This window comes from Streptomyces regalis (assembly GCF_001509475.1).
GTDB lineage: Bacteria > Actinomycetota > Actinomycetes > Streptomycetales > Streptomycetaceae > Streptomyces > Streptomyces regalis.
In genome coordinates this window covers 47,184-62,236 of record NZ_LLZG01000361.1, presented here as the reverse complement: position 1 = coordinate 62,236, position 15,053 = coordinate 47,184, and the positions used below count along the sequence as shown (strand labels likewise).

Genomic DNA, 15,053 nt, shown 5'->3' with positions numbered 1-15,053 from the left:
ACTACGCGCCGCAGCGAAGGGGTAAGGGCTGAACATGACGTCACCGAACACGGATCTCGCACGGTGGCTTGAGCGGTCCGGCATGAGCAACAAGGAATTGGCCCGACGTCTCAAAGTCGCAGCTCAGACGTGGGGGCAGCCTCACATCCAGCCGGACGCCACGGCCGTACGACGCTGGCTCGGCGGACTCCAGCCACGTCAGCCCGTTCCCGAGATCATCGCCGACGTGATCTCGGCAGCCGTCGGTTTTCGGGTCACGACGTACGACCTTGGCTTCGCCGAGGGCGGCAGTACGGACCGCTCGCTCCTCTACAACGCCGACTTCGCCGTTACGGTGGAAGCCGTTGCCGACTTGGGGAGGGCCGACGTGGATCGTCGCAAGTTCCTGGCAGCGGCGCCCTTTGCCGCAGTCGCAGCCGTCGGGCCGTCGCGCGACTGGCTGCTCAACACGCTTGACCAACACCCCGAACCCGGACCGCGCGTGCGCCTCGAAGACGTCACCGCGGTGAAGAACATGTTCGGCGAGTTCCAGAAGATGGACGTACTCCAGGGCGGCGGCTCAGGGCGGCTCATCCTCGCCGAGTACATGAACCAGCACGTCTACCCGCTGCTCCGCCGTACGCACTCGGACGAGGTGCGACGTGCGCTGTGCGAGGCGGCGGCCGAGCAGACGTACCTTCTCGGATGGATGGCGTACGACAACGGCGAACACGGCACCGCGCAGAGGTACTTGATCCAGTCACTGCGCTTGGCGGAGGAGTCGAAGAACGCTGCCCTCGGCGCGCACGTCCTGGCAGGCATGGCCGACCAGGCGACGCTGCTCGGCAACCCCGTCGAAGGGCGGCGGCTCGCGCAGGCCGGCCGTGCCGGGCTCGGCAAGGACACCTCCCCCGCGTGCCTCGCCGACCTGTGGGCGCTCGAAGCCCGCGCGCTCGCGAAGCTCGGCGACAAGAGCGAAGCGGCGCGCGCCGTCGCTCAGTCGGAGACGGCGTATGGCCGGGTGCGCCTAGAGGACGAGCAGGAGTGGGCGGCGTTCATCGACCCCGCGTACCTGCACGGCGAGCACGCGAACACCTTCCGGGACCTCGGGGAGGCGGCCACCGCAGAGCAGCACGCTCGCCAGTCCATCGACCACGCCCGCCAGCAGCGGCGCGCTCGGCGAGGCGCGATGTCGCAGGCGGCGCTCGCGGTCTCACACCTTCAGCGGCGGGACCTTGAGGCGGCACACGCGGCCGGGCTGCGGACGCTGAGGCTGTCGCAGCAGGTCAAGAGCTCGCGGTGCGTCGAGGCGGTGCAGGACTTGCAGCGGCGTATGGAGCCGTTCGGGAAGCATCGGCTCGTCGCGGACTTCAACGAGCGGGCGCGGGAGCTGGTCGCCGCGGCGTAGCACGCACGAACAACGACAAAGGCGCCCCGTTCCCCGGCGCATGGCCGGGGAACGGGGGCGCTGCGTATCTGGACTGGGCTACAAGACTTCGACGAGGACCGCAGCGATGGTGGGCCAGGGCCACTGTCGGGATTCGAGGCGGCGGATGCGCTGATCATCCATGGGCCAAGCGGCGTGCCTGCTCGGTCATGGAGCGGCCGGAATCCCGCCCAGGCGTCAATGCAAGGTCGCATGCGTCACTCGTTATGCTGATCGGTTTCGAACGTGGGGTGGCCTCTCGCGCGGATGTGTACGTTCGGTCCTGTGAAGCTGGTGGTGCAGGTAAAGCTGCTGCCGACGCCGGAGCAGGCGGCGGCGCTCCAGGCGACCCTGCATGCGTGCAACGAGGCCGCCACCTGGGCCAGTGAGGTCGCCTTCGAGCGCGGTGAGTTCAAGAACTTCGCCCTGCGTAAACACGTCTACGGCGAGATCAGGTCCCGGTGGAACCTGGGCGCACAGGCCGCCCAGCACACGATCAAGAAGACCTGCGATGCGTACGCCACACTCAAGGCGAACCTGAAGGCCGGGAACCTGGGGAAGCCGGGCTCCAAGCGCTACCGGCAGGCCACCGAGAAGCCGATCGTCTTCCACCCGCAGGGCGCGCAGCCCTATGACGACCGGATGCTGTCCTGGCAGATCCCCGAGCGGCGGGTGTCGGTCTGGACCGTGACCGGGCGGGTGAAGGACGTGGCGTTCACCGCCAGTCCGGAGCAGCTGGCCACTCTCGCGCTGTATCGCAGGGGCGAGTCGGACCTGCTGGAGCGGGATGGCATGTGGTTCCTGAACGCCACCTGCGAGGTCCCGGAGGCCGAGCTGAACACCGATCCGGTGGACTTCCTCGGGATCGACCTGGGCATCGTGAACATCGCCACCACCTCGGACGGCGAGATCACGGCCGGACGCGAACTCAACCGCATCCGCACCCGGGAACGCGGCCTGCGGGCCAGGCTGCAACGCAAGAACACCCCGTCCGCCAAACGCCGCCTGAAGAAACGCAGGCGCAAGGAAGCGCGACGGGCGCGGGACATCAACCACAAGATCGCGAAACACGTGGTGGCCGAGGCAGAACGCACCGGTCGCGGAATCGCCCTGGAGGACCTCACGGGCATCCGCGAGCGGGTACGGCTTCGCAAGCCCCAACGGGCCACCCTCCACTCCTGGGCGTTCGCCCAGCTGGGAGCGTTCATCGCGTACAAGGCCCGCCGGGCGGGGGTGCCGGTGGTGTACGTCGATCCGGCGTACACCTCGCGCACCTGCGCCGAGTGCGGGCACATGGACAAGGCGAACCGTGTCTCGCAGGCCTGGTTCGCGTGCCGGAACTGCGGATTCGTTGATCACGCAGACCGGAACGGCTCCCGCAACATCCGCGCCCGTGCGCGGGAGTTGTGGCGACGCGGGGTCCAGTCAACGGCCCCTGCCCCACCGCCGGAGCACACGCGCCGGGGCGGGGCTGGACGCAAACGCAGCATCACAGCCAGTGATGCCCGTTGTGCAAGCCCGACGCTTTAGCGGCGGGTAGTTGACATGCCCGTCTCGCATCCCGTTCCCCGTGTCGATGGCGGCGGCCCGGATCACCGCCTCCACCGGGGCTTGGCCACATCATCCGGCGCGATCTCGATCGAGCCCGAGAACTGCGTGAAACGGTCCCGCACGCTGGAGATCCCCAGGTGCTGAGCGACGGCGCCCACGCTGGAGTGGGCCGGGTCGACGGTCCACGGTCCGGGCGGTGGCAGTTCGGTGCCGCCCTGCCGGGCCAGCGTCACCGTGCCGACCTCGGCCCGCCCGCTCGCCGTGACGATCGCGCTCGCGGCAGCGGGCGCGTAGCCGACGGCGGTGACGATGACGGTGTACGCCCCCGCAGGCAGCGGATTCGGATCCCGTACGGCCCCCTCCGCGTCCGCCTCCGCCCGCAGCACCTGCGCTCCGGTCATGTCGGTCACCGTGACGACGGCGTGCGACACGGCCCATCCGTCCCGGGTGCGGATCCTCGCCCTCAGTCCCATCTCATCCAACTCCCTGCAAAGACTCACAAATTGGCCACAAAGAAGCCGGCCCGCGACGCGACGCACCTCCACTCAGAGCGCGCCACCCGCCACGGGCCGGGGCGTGGCCCGGTCGTCAATCTCGTCTGGCACGCGCTCCCCCAGAGGGGGGACCCCCAGCCGCGTTGTCGTCGGTCGCCGACGCTCCGCGTCGACTCCCTCCTCCGCCTTGCAGCTGCACGCTCCGCCACGCGCGAACCGGCTTCGCTCGGCTCGCGCGGGGGCACCCCCATCGCCACCGGCGCGGCCCGCCCTTCGGGCGGACGACGGGAGATTGACGACCGGGCCACCGCTACTCGCCCGGGTGGCCGAGTGCGATGTCGTGGTCGTCGATGCCGCGGCCGGTCACCGTCAGCGCCGTCGCCACCGGCGGGTAACCCGTCGCGATGACCGTGTACTCGCCGCCGTCCAGGTCGGTGAAGGCGTACGCCCCGTCCGCCCCGGTGGTGGCGGTGCCCACCACGTTGCCCGCCGCGTCGACCAGGGTCACGCGGGCGTCGGCCAGCGGACCGTGCGGCGCCCGTACGACGCCCTGGACCTGGGCACCTGCCTCCAGGTCGACCTCGATCCGGGTGACCCCGGTGCCGCCGATCTCGACGGGCAGGGCGCGCGGCCGGAACCCGGCGGCGTTCACCGCGACGGTCACCGCACCCGGCACCAGCTCGGCGAAGCCGAACTCGCCCTGCTCACCGGTGGCGGCGGTGGCCAGCAGATCCCCGCGGACGTCGGTGACGATCACCATCGCGTCCTTGACGGCCAGCGCGCTCCCCGCGGCCCGGACCACACCGGTCAGGCCGCTCGTGCCGCTGAGCAGGACGTCGTAGGACACCGGCTCGTCGCCGTTCACGACGATCGTGGAGGCCTGCGGCTGGAATCCGTCGGCGGAGGCGATCAGGACGTACGATCCCGCGCCCGGCGCGTCGACCGCGTACGAGCCGTCGGCCTGCGCCACCGACCGGCCGAGCTGCCGTCCGGCGAGCGAGATCAGCGTGACCGCAGCCTGCGGCACGGGGGCGCTCTCCGCGCCCCGCACGAAGCCGCGGACCGGAACGCCGCCGGAGGAGGAACCGGTGGACTCCTCGGGGCGGGCCACCGTGGCGACGGCGGCGAGCTTCTGGGTGCCGTCGGGAGCGGCCTCGGTGTCGGAGGAGGCGACGGCCCAACTCGGGACCCGCTCCTGCGCGGCGGCCGGCGCGGCAGCCTCGGCGGGCTCCGGAGCCTCGGACTCGGCGGCCTGGGCCAGGGCGCCCTTCGTCTTCAACGGGACCTCCTTGATGAACAGGGCGAACAGGAGGGCGAGGAAGGCGATCGGCGCGGCGTACAGGAAGACGTCCGCGACGCCGTGGCCGTACGCGCTCTCGATGACCGTGCGGACGGGCGCGGGCAGCGCGTCGAGGTCCGGGATCTCACCGTGGCCGGACGAGCCCTGCACGCCCAGCTTGGTCAGGCCCTCCTCGGCGTAGTGCGTGATGCGGTGGCTGAGGACCGCGCCGAGCGCCGAGACACCCATGGCACCGCCGAGGGAGCGGAAGAAGTTCACGACCGAGCTGGCGGCGCCCAGGTCGCTCGGGTCCACCTGGTTCTGCGTGGCCAGGACCAGGTTCTGCATCATCATGCCGACGCCGAGACCCAGCAGGGCCATGAAGATCGCGACGTGCCAGTACTCGGTGTCGTAGCGGATCGTGCCCAGCAGCCCGAGGCCCGCCGTCACCAGCACACCACCGGCGAGCAGCCACGCCTTCCAGCGGCCGGTGCGGGTGATGACCTGGCCGGAGACGGTCGAGGAGATGAACAGGCCGACGATCATCGGGATGGTCAGGACGCCGGACATGGTCGGCGACTCGCCCCGGGCCAGCTGGAAGTACTGGCTGAAGAAGATCGTGCCCGCGAACATCGCGATGCCGACGAAGAGCGAGGCCAGCGAGGCGAGCGTGATGGTGCGGTTGCGGAACAGGCGCAGCGGGATGATCGGCTCGCTCGCCTTGGACTCGACGAGGACGAAGAGCAGGAGCAGTGCGAGCGCGCCGCCCGTCATCGCGTACGTCTGCCAGGACAGCCAGTCGTACTTGTCACCGGCGAAGGTCACCCAGACCAGCAGCAGGCAGACCGCGGCGGTGATGAAGAAGGCGCCCGCCCAGTCGACCTTGACCTTCCGGCGGACGACCGGGAGGTGCAGGGTGCGCTGGAGCACGATGAGCGCGATCACGGCGAAGGGCACGCCGACGTAGAAGCACCAGCGCCAGCCGAGCCAGTCGGTGTCGGTGATGACGCCGCCGATCAGCGGGCCGCCGACCATCGCGGTGGCGAAGGTGGCGCCGAGGTAGCCGTTGTAGCGGCCGCGCTCACGCGGGGAGATCATCGCCGCGAGGATGATCTGGGCGAGCGAGGACAGGCCGCCCATGCCGATGCCCTGCACCGCGCGGAACGCGATGAGCGTCCCGGCGTTCTGCGACAGGCCGGCCAGCGCGGAGCCGGCCACGAAGATGACCAGGGCCAGCTGTATCAGCAGCTTCTTGGAGAACAGGTCGGCGAGCTTGCCCCACAGCGGGGTGGACGCGGTCATCGCCAGCAGCGACGCGGTGACCACCCAGGTGTAGGCGCTCTGGCCGCCGCCGAGGTCCTTGATGATGTCGGGCAGGGCGTTGGAGACGATCGTCGACGACAGGATCGCGACGAACATGCCGAGCAGCAGCCCGGTCAGCGCTTCCATGATCTGCCGGTGCGACATCGGAGCGCCGTCGGCGGACGGCCCTCCTGAGTGCTTGGCGTGGGCCCGCACACCGGCTGGTGTGGTCGTTGCCATGGATTTCCTTCTCTTACTGGGTGATCGCGGGTGTACGGCAGTCGTCAAAGCTGGCCCTCAGCCGGGCCATGAGCCGGGTGAGCTCGGCGACGTCGTCGTCGGACCAGTCGCTCAGCCGCTCGGCCAGCAGCTGCGTGGTCCGCCGGGACATCTCCCGCACCCGCTCCTCACCGGCCGGGGTGAGGCGGAGGATGCGGCTTCGCTTGTCCGCAGGGTCGGGGGAGCGCTCGATCCAGCCGCGCTCGGCGACGTGGGCGACATGACGGCTGGTGACCGACATGTCCACGGCGAGCAGCTCGGCGAGCTTGCTCATGCGCATCTCCCCGTGGCGGACCAGCAACGTCAGTACGGCGGCGGAACCGGCGGGGCAGTCGGACGGCAGCGTCCGTCCCATCTCCCGTTTCACGGCCCCGAAGGCGCTGAACTGGCGCACCAGCTCCTCGTACTGCGCCTGCTCGGCCATCACACCTCCGCTGTTTGTTGCTTAGGGCAACCATAGAAGCTGTTGGTTGCCACAGGCAAACAAAACGGGGACGGCGGGCCGCAAAAACTTGGCAAAGGCAAGTATTGCGACCGTAAATGTGCAGGTGGGGTGGGTCCTGTGACCCCCTGTGCAGGGCGGGAGCCCCCACTTGGGCCGAACGGGCGGATTCGCTAGGGTCTCAGGCCATGGCTAACACCCAGGGCCCCCAGGGCAACCACGACCCCGCCGGCAACACCCAGATGTTCCGCGCGTTCGTCGACGAGGCCCCGCAGGGCCGGCAGCAGCAGGCCTCCTCGGGCCCGCGCATCGGTCTGATCGTCGGCGTGATCGCCGCCGTGGTGATCGTGGCGGCGGTGGCCTGGCTGGCGCTCAAGTAGCCCGTACGGCCGCCCCTGATCCCAGCGGTACGGCCCTCAGGCCCACTGGACGGAGACGTCCCGCGTCTCGATGTGCATGCCCAGCGGCACACGCCAGGCGTCGACACACACCGTCCAGGTCTTCTCCTTGCGCGCCCCAGCCTCGATCGGCGCCGGGAGCTCCCGCGTCGACTCGACCGTCGCCCAGTCGATCCCGAGCGCGCCGATGATGTGGGTGCCGAAGGTGACGGTGCCGGACCGCACGGCGGTGCCGCCCGCGTTGTGGAAGTCGAGGGTCACCTTCTCGCACCAGCGCTTGTCCGTGGGCTCCCGTACGGGATCGCTCACGGCCAGCCTTGCCGGCAGGGCGGGTGCCGAGGGCGCGGGTGAACTGCTGGACGGCTCCCCGGAGTCGGCCGGGGTGGCCGCGGGTTCGGGGGCGTCGCTGGGGGACTCGGCAGGACCCGCCGTATCTTCGCCTGCTACTCCTCGGGCAGGCGTCCGCTCCTGACCCCCTTCCCGCCCGGGGGAGTCGCCCGAACCGCCGCCGGTGGCCCCGCCGGTGCCGCTGTCGCTCGCGCCGCTCCCGCTGCTCCCCGGTCCGTCGAGCGGCACCAGAGTCACCTCGCCCGTCGGCGTGACGGCCGTACCGGAGAGGCTCGGCGGGCCACCCGCCGCTCCGGTCGCGACGTATCCGTCACCGGCCCCGCCGCCACCGCTCCCGCACGCGGCCAGTACCCCGCCCAGGCAGACGACGGCCGCCGACGCGCCGATCAGGGCGCACCGACGGCCATGTGTCCAGGTCGTCCTTGTCTCGCGAAGCATCCGGCCATGGTGGCTGACGCTCCGTCAAATATGAAGGGGTCGGTCGGAGATGGGGGTCAGTCGGAGATGAGGCCCTCGCGCAGCTGCGCCAGCGTCCGGGTCAGCAGCCGGGAGACGTGCATCTGGGAGATGCCGACCTCCTCGCCGATCTGCGACTGGGTCATGTTGGCGAAGAAGCGGAGCATGATGATCCGCCGTTCGCGGGGCGGGAGTTTGGCCAGCAGCGGCTTGAGGGACTCGCGGTACTCGACGCCTTCGAGGGCGGTGTCCTCATAGCCGAGCCGGTCGGCCAGGGAGCCCTCGCCGCCGTCGTCCTCCGGGGCCGGGGAGTCCAGCGAGGAGGCCGTGTACGCGTTGCCGACCGCGAGGCCGTCGACGACGTCCTCCTCGGACACGCCCAGCACGGCGGCGAGTTCGGTGACGGTCGGGGAGCGGTCCAGCTTCTGGGAGAGCTCGTCGCTGGCCTTGGTGAGGGCCAGGCGCAGCTCCTGGAGCCGGCGCGGGACGCGCACCGACCATGAGGTGTCGCGGAAGAAGCGCTTGATCTCGCCCACGACCGTCGGCATCGCGAACGTCGGGAACTCCACGCCCCGTTCGCAGTCGAAGCGGTCGATCGCCTTGATCAGGCCGATGGTGCCGACCTGGACGATGTCCTCCATCGGCTCGTTGCGCGAGCGGAAGCGGGCCGCCGCGTAGCGCACCAGCGGGAGGTTGAGCTCGATCAGCGTGTCCCGGACGTATGCGCGCTCGGGGCTGTTCTCGTCCAGGGCGGCGAGCCGCAGGAACAGGGAGCGGGAAAGGGTGCGGGTGTCGATATTCGCCGAGGTCGGCCAAGCCGGGACGTCATCGGCCGGGACGGCCGGTGCCGGAACGGCCTCAAGGGCCGGAACGTCGTCGAGCGCGGCGTCGGGCGCGGACTCGCTCTTCGTGAGCGTGAGCACCTTCGAGCTGCCCTGATCTGCGGACATGCCACCCCCTTTGGGTCGCGGGACGGTATGGCGAACGCTCCGATCGAGGAACGCCAGCCTTCACCTGAATACCGGAGCCGAAGCCACGGCAAACGCGCTAGCCGAAGAATGTCACATGTCGGCAACACGCTGTAGTGACATGTCGACATGTGAGACTTGAATCCGCCCTGGATAAAGGGGGTCTGACGGTCTTTCGGCAGAGAACTGTCGGGATCCGCCCTGGTGAGCGATTCGCTCGCGACGGTTACCGGTCGCTCTGGTTTGCGGTTACGCGTCGATCCGGTTCGCCGAACGAAGCCGTTGGAAGCTACGCGCGAGTAGCCTCGAAACGTGCATCTGGGAGACCCCGAGTTCCGCACTGATTTGCGATTGGGTGAGGTTGCTGTAGTAACGCAGGAGCAGGATTCTCTGCTCGCGTTCGGGGAGTTGCACCAGGAGATGCCGGACGAGATCCCGGTGCTCCACGCCGTCCAGGGCGGGGTCCTCGTAGCCGAGCCGGTCCAGCAGGCCCGGCAGCCCGTCGCCCTCCTGGGCCGCCTCCAGTGAGGTGGCGTGGTACGACCGTCCGGCCTCGATACAGGACAGCACCTCGTCCTCGGTGATGCGCAGCCGCTCGGCGATCTCGGCGGTGGTGGGGGTGCGCCCGAAGGTGGTGGTCAGGTCCTCGGTCGCGCTGTTGACCTGGACCCACAGCTCGTGCAGCCGGCGCGGTACGTGCACCGTGCGGACGTTGTCGCGGAAGTACCGCTTGATCTCGCCGACGACGGTCGGCATGGCGAACGTCGGGAACTGCACGCCCCGGTCCGGGTCGAAGCGGTCGATGGCGTTGATGAGTCCGATGGTGCCGACCTGGATCACGTCCTCCATCGGCTCGTTGCGGGAGCGGAAACGGGCGGCCGCGTAGCGCACGAGCGGGAGATTGGCCTCGATGAGCGCCCCGCGCACGCGGTTGTGCTCCGGTGTGCCCGGCTGCAGCTCCTTCAGCTCGCCGAAGAGCACCTGGGTGAGCGCCCGGGTGTCGGCGCCGCGGCTGCGGGGCGGCGTGGGCGCGGGGGTGTTGGTGTCCGCGGGGATGTCCTCCTGGGCCGGGGCTTGAGGCGCAGTACTGGCCGGCACGGTCAACTCCACCTCGTGATCCATCAACTCACATCAACTCATCCGTCAAAAGCGGTCATAGCATCACAAGACATGTCCACCGTGTGCAAGCACCGCATAACGCCGTGTTGAGGGTGATTCCGGGGGTGAGGCCGGGATGAATCCGGGGGCGAGGCACGCGAAAGCCCCCCGCCGTTCCGGCGGAGGGCTCCGGGAGGATCCGGCCGGATCCGGTGGATCCGGGGGTGGTGCGGCTCAGTATTCGTAGTCGGCGATCACCCAGGTGGCGAACTCCCGCCACAGCGTGACGCCCGCCTGGTGCTCGGGGTGCTCCGCGTAGGTGCGCAGGGCGGCCACGTCGTCGAAGGCGGAGTTGATCGCGAAGTCGTAGGCGATGGGGCGGTCGCTGATGTTCCAGCCGAGCTCCCAGTGCCGGATCTCGGGGATCTTGCCCTCGAGGGAGCGGAACGCCTCGACGCCCTCCACGACCCGCGGGTCGTCGCGCTCGACGCCCTCGTTGAGCTTGAAGAGGACCAGGTGGCGGATCATGAGCACTCCCTAGCTGTCGCCTCCGTTGGCGATCCACGTCATGAAGTCGCCGATGGCCTTGGCGGCGTCCGATATGCCCTGGAAGCCTATCGTCACGTAGTCGCCGGCCCCGTCCGGGTCCGTGATGATCACGTAGGCCACGAAGACCACGATCACATAGACGGCGACCTTCTTCGAATTCACCGCCATTGCGGCCTCCCCAGTCACTTTTGCCCCATCGACCGCACATGATCGCACGAAGGGCCCCGTCTTTCGACGGGGCCCTTCTGTAGAGCGGTAGCGGAGGGATTTGAACCCTCGGTGACTTGCGCCACACTCGCTTTCGAGGCGAGCTCCTTCGGCCGCTCGGACACGCTACCGAGGGAGACCTTACAGCACGGCCGGCCGTGCTCTGAAATCCGTTTCCCTTGAAGCCCTCCCCGGTCAGGGGTCCGGCACCGGGTCAGCGGCCGCGGAAGAAGTCGGTGAGGATCCGCGCGCACTCCTCGGCGAGGACGCCCTCGATCACCTCGGGCCGGTGGTTGAGCCGCCGGTCGCGCACGACGTCCCAGAGGGAGCCCGCCGCGCCGGCCTTCTCGTCCCGGGCGCCGTAGACGACCCGGTCCACGCGGGACTGCACGAGGGCGCCGGCGCACATGGTGCAGGGCTCCAGCGTGACGACCAGCGTGCAGCCGGACAGCCGCCATTCGCCGGTCTTCGCCGCGGCCCTGCGCATTGCCAGCACCTCGGCGTGGGCGGTCGGATCGCCGGTCGCCTCGCGCTCGTTGTGGCCGGTGCCGAGCACGGTCGTACCGTCGGCGGCCAGCACGACGGCGCCGACGGGGACATCCCCGCCCCGGACAGCCAGTTCGGCCTCGTCCAGGGCGAGCCGCATCGCGGCCCGCCAGCGGTCGCGTACGGGGTCGGGCACCTCGGGTGCCGACCCCCGGTCGAACGAGGTCAGCGGACGGTCTCCAGCACCTCCGAGGCGCCCAACGCCTCGGCGATCGCGCCCAGCGCGTCATCGGCGTCCAGGGCCTTCAGCTCCTTCTCGCTGACGCCCAGGTCGTCGAGGATCTCGCTGTCGCCGACGGGGCTGTGCGGGACCGCCTCGGCCCCGCCGCCGTCCTCGTCGTCGGAGTCGCCGTCCGGCTCCTCCGTGCCGTCGAGGTCGAGGGCGTCCAGATCCGGGCCGTCGTCGCCGGGCTCCCTGCCGAGCAGTTCGTCGGTGAGCAGGATCTCCCCGTAACTGCTGCGGGCAGCGGCGGCGGCGTCCGACACGTAGATACGCGGGTCGTCCTCGCCGTCGATCCGGACGACGCCGAACCAAGCGTCCTCCTGCTCGATGAGCACCAGCACCGTGTCGTCCTCGGGGGAGGCTTCACGGGCCAGGTCGGCCAGATCCGACAGGGTTTCCACATCGTCGAGCTCTGTGTCGCTCGCTTCCCACCCGTCTTCGGTGCGCGCGAGCAGTGCGGCGAAGTACACCGTGACTCTCCCACTGGTCATAGGCGTGCCGGTTGGGGGTCCCCCCGGCGGAGGTTACGGGCGGGGTGGCTTGGGGTCCGAGCCCCACCCACTCGGAATCGTGGCAGAAACAAGGCGTTCAGGGGACGTCTTCGGCTCCCTGTGTCCGGCAGTTTTGATCGCGTTGTCCCGAGGGAGGCGCGAGCACCTCCGTAAAGGACGGACCAGCACAGTCGTTGCTGCCACGTGCGGATCGTACGCGGCTTTTCCAGGTGTCCACGCACGACCACCGCTGCAACGCACCCGAGGGCCGCGGATCTTCCCCGGTGCCTCCCTCTACCAGCGGAACGTCCGCATACGCATCGCGTGGCGCAGCCGGGCCGCCTTGGCACGGCGCGGCTGGACGCGGTCGCGCAGTTCGCGGGCCTCGGCGAGCTCCCGCAGGAACTGGGCCCGCCGCCGACGGCGCGCGGCTTCGGTCTCCTCCGGCGTATCCTGCGTGGGATCCGCCGGGGACTCAGGATCAGGCATCGGCTCACCACCCCCGGTACATCCCTCCCACTTTCCCTCCGATGGGCGGTTTGACGCCAGCACAAGGGGGACGCGAGCACCGTTACTGTTGTGGACATGCGCCTCCATGTCGTCGACCACCCCCTGGTCGCTCACAAACTCACCACGCTGCGCGACCAGCGCACCGACTCCGCGACCTTCCGCCGGCTCGCCGACGAACTGGTCACCCTGCTCGCCTATGAGGCCACGCGGGACGTGCGCACCGAAGCGGTCGACATCACGACCCCGGTCACCGGCACCACCGGCGTCAAGCTCTCCCACCCGCGCCCGCTGGTGGTGCCGATCCTGCGGGCCGGCCTCGGCATGCTGGACGGCATGGTCCGGCTGCTGCCGACCGCCGAGGTGGGCTTCCTGGGCATGATCCGCAACGAGGAGACCCTCGAGGCCTCCACGTACGCCTCGCGGATGCCGGAGGATCTTTCCGGCCGTCAGGTGTACGTCCTCGACCCGATGCTGGCCACCGGCGGCACGCTGGTCGCGGCGATTCGGGAGCTGATCAAGCGCGGCGCCGATGACGTCACGGCCGTGGTGCTGCTCGCGGCGCCCGAGGGCGTCGAGCTCATGGAGCGCGAGCTGGCGGGGACGCCGGTGACGGTGGTGACGGCCGCGGTGGATGACCATCTGAACGAGCACGGGTACATCGTTCCCGGGCTGGGGGACGCGGGGGATCGTCTTTACGGTGCGGCTGAGTAGGGCGGGGCTGTTCGCCTATTCGCCGTAGGGGTGCGGTTGTGTGGCGGCCGTCCCTGCGTTGTGGTTGTTCGCGCCCACGCGGCGGAGCCGCATATCGGCACAGCCCCGCGCCCCTTGGCGGCGTTGCTCAGCAGCCATTCTTTGAGGAGCTGGACGTCGGCTCAGGGCTGGCCAGTGCGGCCAGCGCCCGGTCGGCGTCCGCCTTCTTCGTCAGCTCCTTGAACTTGTCGCCGATGATCAGGTCGACGGCCGTGCCCTTGCGGGCGGCGTCCGTGCGGCGGTCGGCGGCGCCGAGCTGGGCGGCGAGGACGGGCAGCGAGGTGTTCAGGGCCGAGTCCGGGCCGAGCAGTATCCCGGTGCCCTTGACCTTCTTGTCGAACTGCTTCGTCGCGTTGCCCACGTCACCGATCTTGAAGCCGCGCTTCTTCAGCTCGTCCGCGGTCTGCTTGGCGAGTCCGCTGCGGGTCGTGGCGTTGAAGACGTTGACGGTGATCCTGCCCGGCTCGGGCAGTGCCGCCGGGGCCGTGGCTGTGGCCGAGGGGGTCGCCCTGGTGTCGCAGTCGGCCTTCGCGCCGGCCGCTGAAGCCTTTCCGCCGCCCCCGGTGAACAGGTCGATGAGCTGCAGCGTGCCCCAGCCGAGCATGCCGAGTACGGCAACGGAGCCGACGGCGAGGACGACGAGCCTGCCGGGCTGTCGGCGACGGCGCATCCGCGGGTACTTGTCCCCCTTGATGCGGTACTGGCCGCCCATGCCAGGGGGAGTCAGCATGCTCATGGGCGCAGCGTAGTGCTCTCGGGCGGCAATGCCTACTAGATGATCATTCGACGCTGCTCAGTCCAACCCGAAAGGGCCAACTGGGCAGGCGCGAGGGTGTCGGCCCGGGTCAGTCCAGTTCCAGGACTCTCGCGTGCAGCACCTGGCGCTGCTGCAGCGCCGCGCGCACCGCGCGGTGGAGGCCGTCCTCCAGATACAGGTCGCCCTGCCACTTCACGACGTGCGCGAAGAGGTCGCCGTAGAACGTCGAGTCCTCGGCGAGCAGGGTTTCCAGATCGAGCTGGCCCTTGGTCGTCACGAGCTGATCGAGGCGGACCGGGCGCGGCGCGACGTCCGCCCACTGCCGGGTGCTTTCCCGGCCGTGGTCGGGGTACGGCCGGCCGTTTCCGATGCGCTTGAAGATCACACGGAAAGCCTACCGGTCAAGACCTTCCGGGCGCAGCCATGGCGACGGAGTGCGGCGCTGGAAAAGATGCAACAAAACGGGGCAGACCGGGAAGGGGCGGGGGAACGGCGGCCGGATCGTAAGCCGGAACGGGCCCGAACGGGAGCCGTGGGCGGAGTTCATGGGTGGCATCGAGTGTGGCGCCGGGGGTTGAACCGAACGCACGTCTGGCTCCTGCAGCGGGGCCGACATGGCCGTTGATGTGGCTGCTCGCCGACCTCTTCCAAGGCGTTCCTGGACTCGAGCGCGCAGATCGTGCGCCTGATTCGCCCGAATGGAGGTGCTCCGACGCCGGTCGCTCGGGACGACGTCGGCGGCGTACGGGCGGTATGCACAGGCTGTGGACAGGGAGTCGGCGTAGGGCCGGGGTCCGTCTTCGGTACGGCGTGGCGGAGGACGTGGCTCCGGCAGGAGCCCCGCCTCCGCCACGCCGGCGTCAGCCGCGCTCCCGGTTCTTCGGGGGCTGCTGCGGCTGCTCCTTGTGCCCTTGCGGTTTCGGTGTGTTGCGTACGGCCTCCGCGCGCAGCAGGGCACGCAGGACGGCGTAGGGATCGGTGGGCATGGCTGTGCTCCTTG

Annotated in this window: 17 protein-coding genes, 1 tRNA gene and 1 pseudogene; 4 read left to right on the top strand and 15 right to left on the bottom strand. The window is 69.8% G+C overall.

The genetic code is table 11. From position 1 onward, the window contains the following. Positions 1 to 34 precede the first annotated feature (34 nt). Positions 35 to 1,387, top strand: a complete 1,353-nt coding sequence (locus ADL12_RS32390; RefSeq protein ID WP_062708521.1) for an NsdA family TPR-like regulatory protein — start codon at positions 35 to 37, stop codon at positions 1,385 to 1,387. Positions 1,388 to 1,690: 303 nt separating this feature from the next. Further along, positions 1,691 to 2,935 carry an RNA-guided endonuclease InsQ/TnpB family protein gene (locus ADL12_RS32385; RefSeq protein ID WP_062708518.1) on the top strand — a complete coding sequence of 415 codons (1,245 nt, stop codon included), beginning with the start codon at positions 1,691 to 1,693 and terminating at the stop codon, positions 2,933 to 2,935. Positions 2,936 to 2,938: 3 nt separating this feature from the next. Here the strand turns inward: ADL12_RS32385 and ADL12_RS32380 are convergent. The 3 genes and pseudogenes from ADL12_RS32380 to ADL12_RS32370 all read right to left on the bottom strand — a co-directional run. After that, positions 2,939 to 3,429 (bottom strand): annotated as a pseudogene (locus ADL12_RS32380) (YceI family protein); the annotation flags it as partial. A 331-nt stretch (positions 3,430 to 3,760) separates the two neighbouring features. Beyond that, positions 3,761 to 6,196 carry an MFS transporter gene (locus tag ADL12_RS32375; RefSeq protein WP_062708515.1) on the bottom strand — a complete coding sequence of 812 codons (2,436 nt, stop codon included), beginning with the start codon at positions 6,194 to 6,196 and terminating at the stop codon, positions 3,761 to 3,763. Between the two features lie 88 nt (positions 6,197 to 6,284). Further along, a complete protein-coding gene (locus tag ADL12_RS32370; RefSeq protein ID WP_062708512.1) occupies positions 6,285 to 6,734 on the bottom strand; it encodes a MarR family winged helix-turn-helix transcriptional regulator in 450 nt (149 codons plus the stop codon). Positions 6,735 to 6,940: 206 nt separating this feature from the next. On the opposite strand from ADL12_RS32370, the gene ADL12_RS32365 reads away from it, so the two are divergent. Next, a complete protein-coding gene (locus tag ADL12_RS32365; protein WP_062708509.1) occupies positions 6,941 to 7,132 on the top strand; it encodes a hypothetical protein in 192 nt (63 codons plus the stop codon). 36 nt (positions 7,133 to 7,168) lie between these two features. Here the strand turns inward: ADL12_RS32365 and ADL12_RS32360 are convergent, their stop codons facing one another. From ADL12_RS32360 to ADL12_RS32320, 9 genes are all read right to left on the bottom strand, one after another. Beyond that, on the bottom strand, positions 7,169 to 7,936 hold the full coding sequence (locus ADL12_RS32360) for a hypothetical protein (protein WP_062708505.1): 768 nt from the start codon (positions 7,934 to 7,936) through the stop codon (positions 7,169 to 7,171). A 56-nt stretch (positions 7,937 to 7,992) separates the two neighbouring features. Beyond that, positions 7,993 to 8,904, bottom strand: a complete 912-nt coding sequence (locus ADL12_RS32355; RefSeq protein WP_062708502.1) for an RNA polymerase sigma factor SigF — start codon at positions 8,902 to 8,904, stop codon at positions 7,993 to 7,995. A 267-nt stretch (positions 8,905 to 9,171) separates the two neighbouring features. After that, positions 9,172 to 10,044, bottom strand: a complete 873-nt coding sequence (locus ADL12_RS32350; RefSeq protein WP_062708499.1) for an RNA polymerase sigma factor SigF — start codon at positions 10,042 to 10,044, stop codon at positions 9,172 to 9,174. Positions 10,045 to 10,254: 210 nt separating this feature from the next. Beyond that, the gene (locus ADL12_RS32345) at positions 10,255 to 10,548 is read right to left on the bottom strand and encodes a Dabb family protein (protein WP_062708567.1); all 294 of its coding nucleotides are present in this window, start codon (positions 10,546 to 10,548) and stop codon (positions 10,255 to 10,257) included. Between the two features lie 9 nt (positions 10,549 to 10,557). Then, on the bottom strand, positions 10,558 to 10,737 hold the full coding sequence (locus ADL12_RS32340) for a hypothetical protein (RefSeq protein ID WP_062708497.1): 180 nt from the start codon (positions 10,735 to 10,737) through the stop codon (positions 10,558 to 10,560). Between the two features lie 85 nt (positions 10,738 to 10,822). Further along, positions 10,823 to 10,907, bottom strand: a tRNA-Ser gene (locus ADL12_RS32335). A gap of 83 nt (positions 10,908 to 10,990) precedes the next feature. Then, positions 10,991 to 11,422, bottom strand: a complete 432-nt coding sequence (gene tadA / locus ADL12_RS32330; protein WP_244188133.1) for a tRNA adenosine(34) deaminase TadA — start codon at positions 11,420 to 11,422, stop codon at positions 10,991 to 10,993. Positions 11,423 to 11,487: 65 nt separating this feature from the next. Then, positions 11,488 to 12,015: a tRNA adenosine deaminase-associated protein gene (locus ADL12_RS32325; RefSeq protein ID WP_062708494.1), complete on the bottom strand. Its 528-nt coding sequence runs from the start codon at positions 12,013 to 12,015 to the stop codon at positions 11,488 to 11,490. A gap of 315 nt (positions 12,016 to 12,330) precedes the next feature. Then, positions 12,331 to 12,525, bottom strand: a complete 195-nt coding sequence (locus ADL12_RS32320) for a hypothetical protein (protein ID WP_062708492.1) — start codon at positions 12,523 to 12,525, stop codon at positions 12,331 to 12,333. Positions 12,526 to 12,621: 96 nt separating this feature from the next. Between ADL12_RS32320 and upp the strand changes: the two genes are divergently transcribed. Continuing rightward, complete coding sequence (upp, locus tag ADL12_RS32315) at positions 12,622 to 13,257, top strand: uracil phosphoribosyltransferase (RefSeq protein ID WP_062708564.1); 636 nt, start codon at positions 12,622 to 12,624, stop codon at positions 13,255 to 13,257. Positions 13,258 to 13,384: 127 nt separating this feature from the next. On the opposite strand, the gene ADL12_RS32310 is transcribed toward upp, so the two are convergent. The 3 genes from ADL12_RS32310 to ADL12_RS57845 all read right to left on the bottom strand — a co-directional run bounded on the left by ADL12_RS32310 (position 13,385) and on the right by ADL12_RS57845 (position 15,039). Then, the gene (locus ADL12_RS32310) at positions 13,385 to 14,008 is read right to left on the bottom strand and encodes a LytR C-terminal domain-containing protein (RefSeq protein WP_062708490.1); all 624 of its coding nucleotides are present in this window, start codon (positions 14,006 to 14,008) and stop codon (positions 13,385 to 13,387) included. Between the two features lie 133 nt (positions 14,009 to 14,141). Continuing rightward, the gene (locus tag ADL12_RS32305) at positions 14,142 to 14,438 is read right to left on the bottom strand and encodes a type II toxin-antitoxin system VapB family antitoxin (RefSeq protein ID WP_003999914.1); all 297 of its coding nucleotides are present in this window, start codon (positions 14,436 to 14,438) and stop codon (positions 14,142 to 14,144) included. A 475-nt stretch (positions 14,439 to 14,913) separates the two neighbouring features. Further along, positions 14,914 to 15,039 carry a hypothetical protein gene (locus tag ADL12_RS57845; protein ID WP_279617180.1) on the bottom strand — a complete coding sequence of 42 codons (126 nt, stop codon included), beginning with the start codon at positions 15,037 to 15,039 and terminating at the stop codon, positions 14,914 to 14,916. Between the last annotated feature and the right edge of the window lie 14 nt (positions 15,040 to 15,053).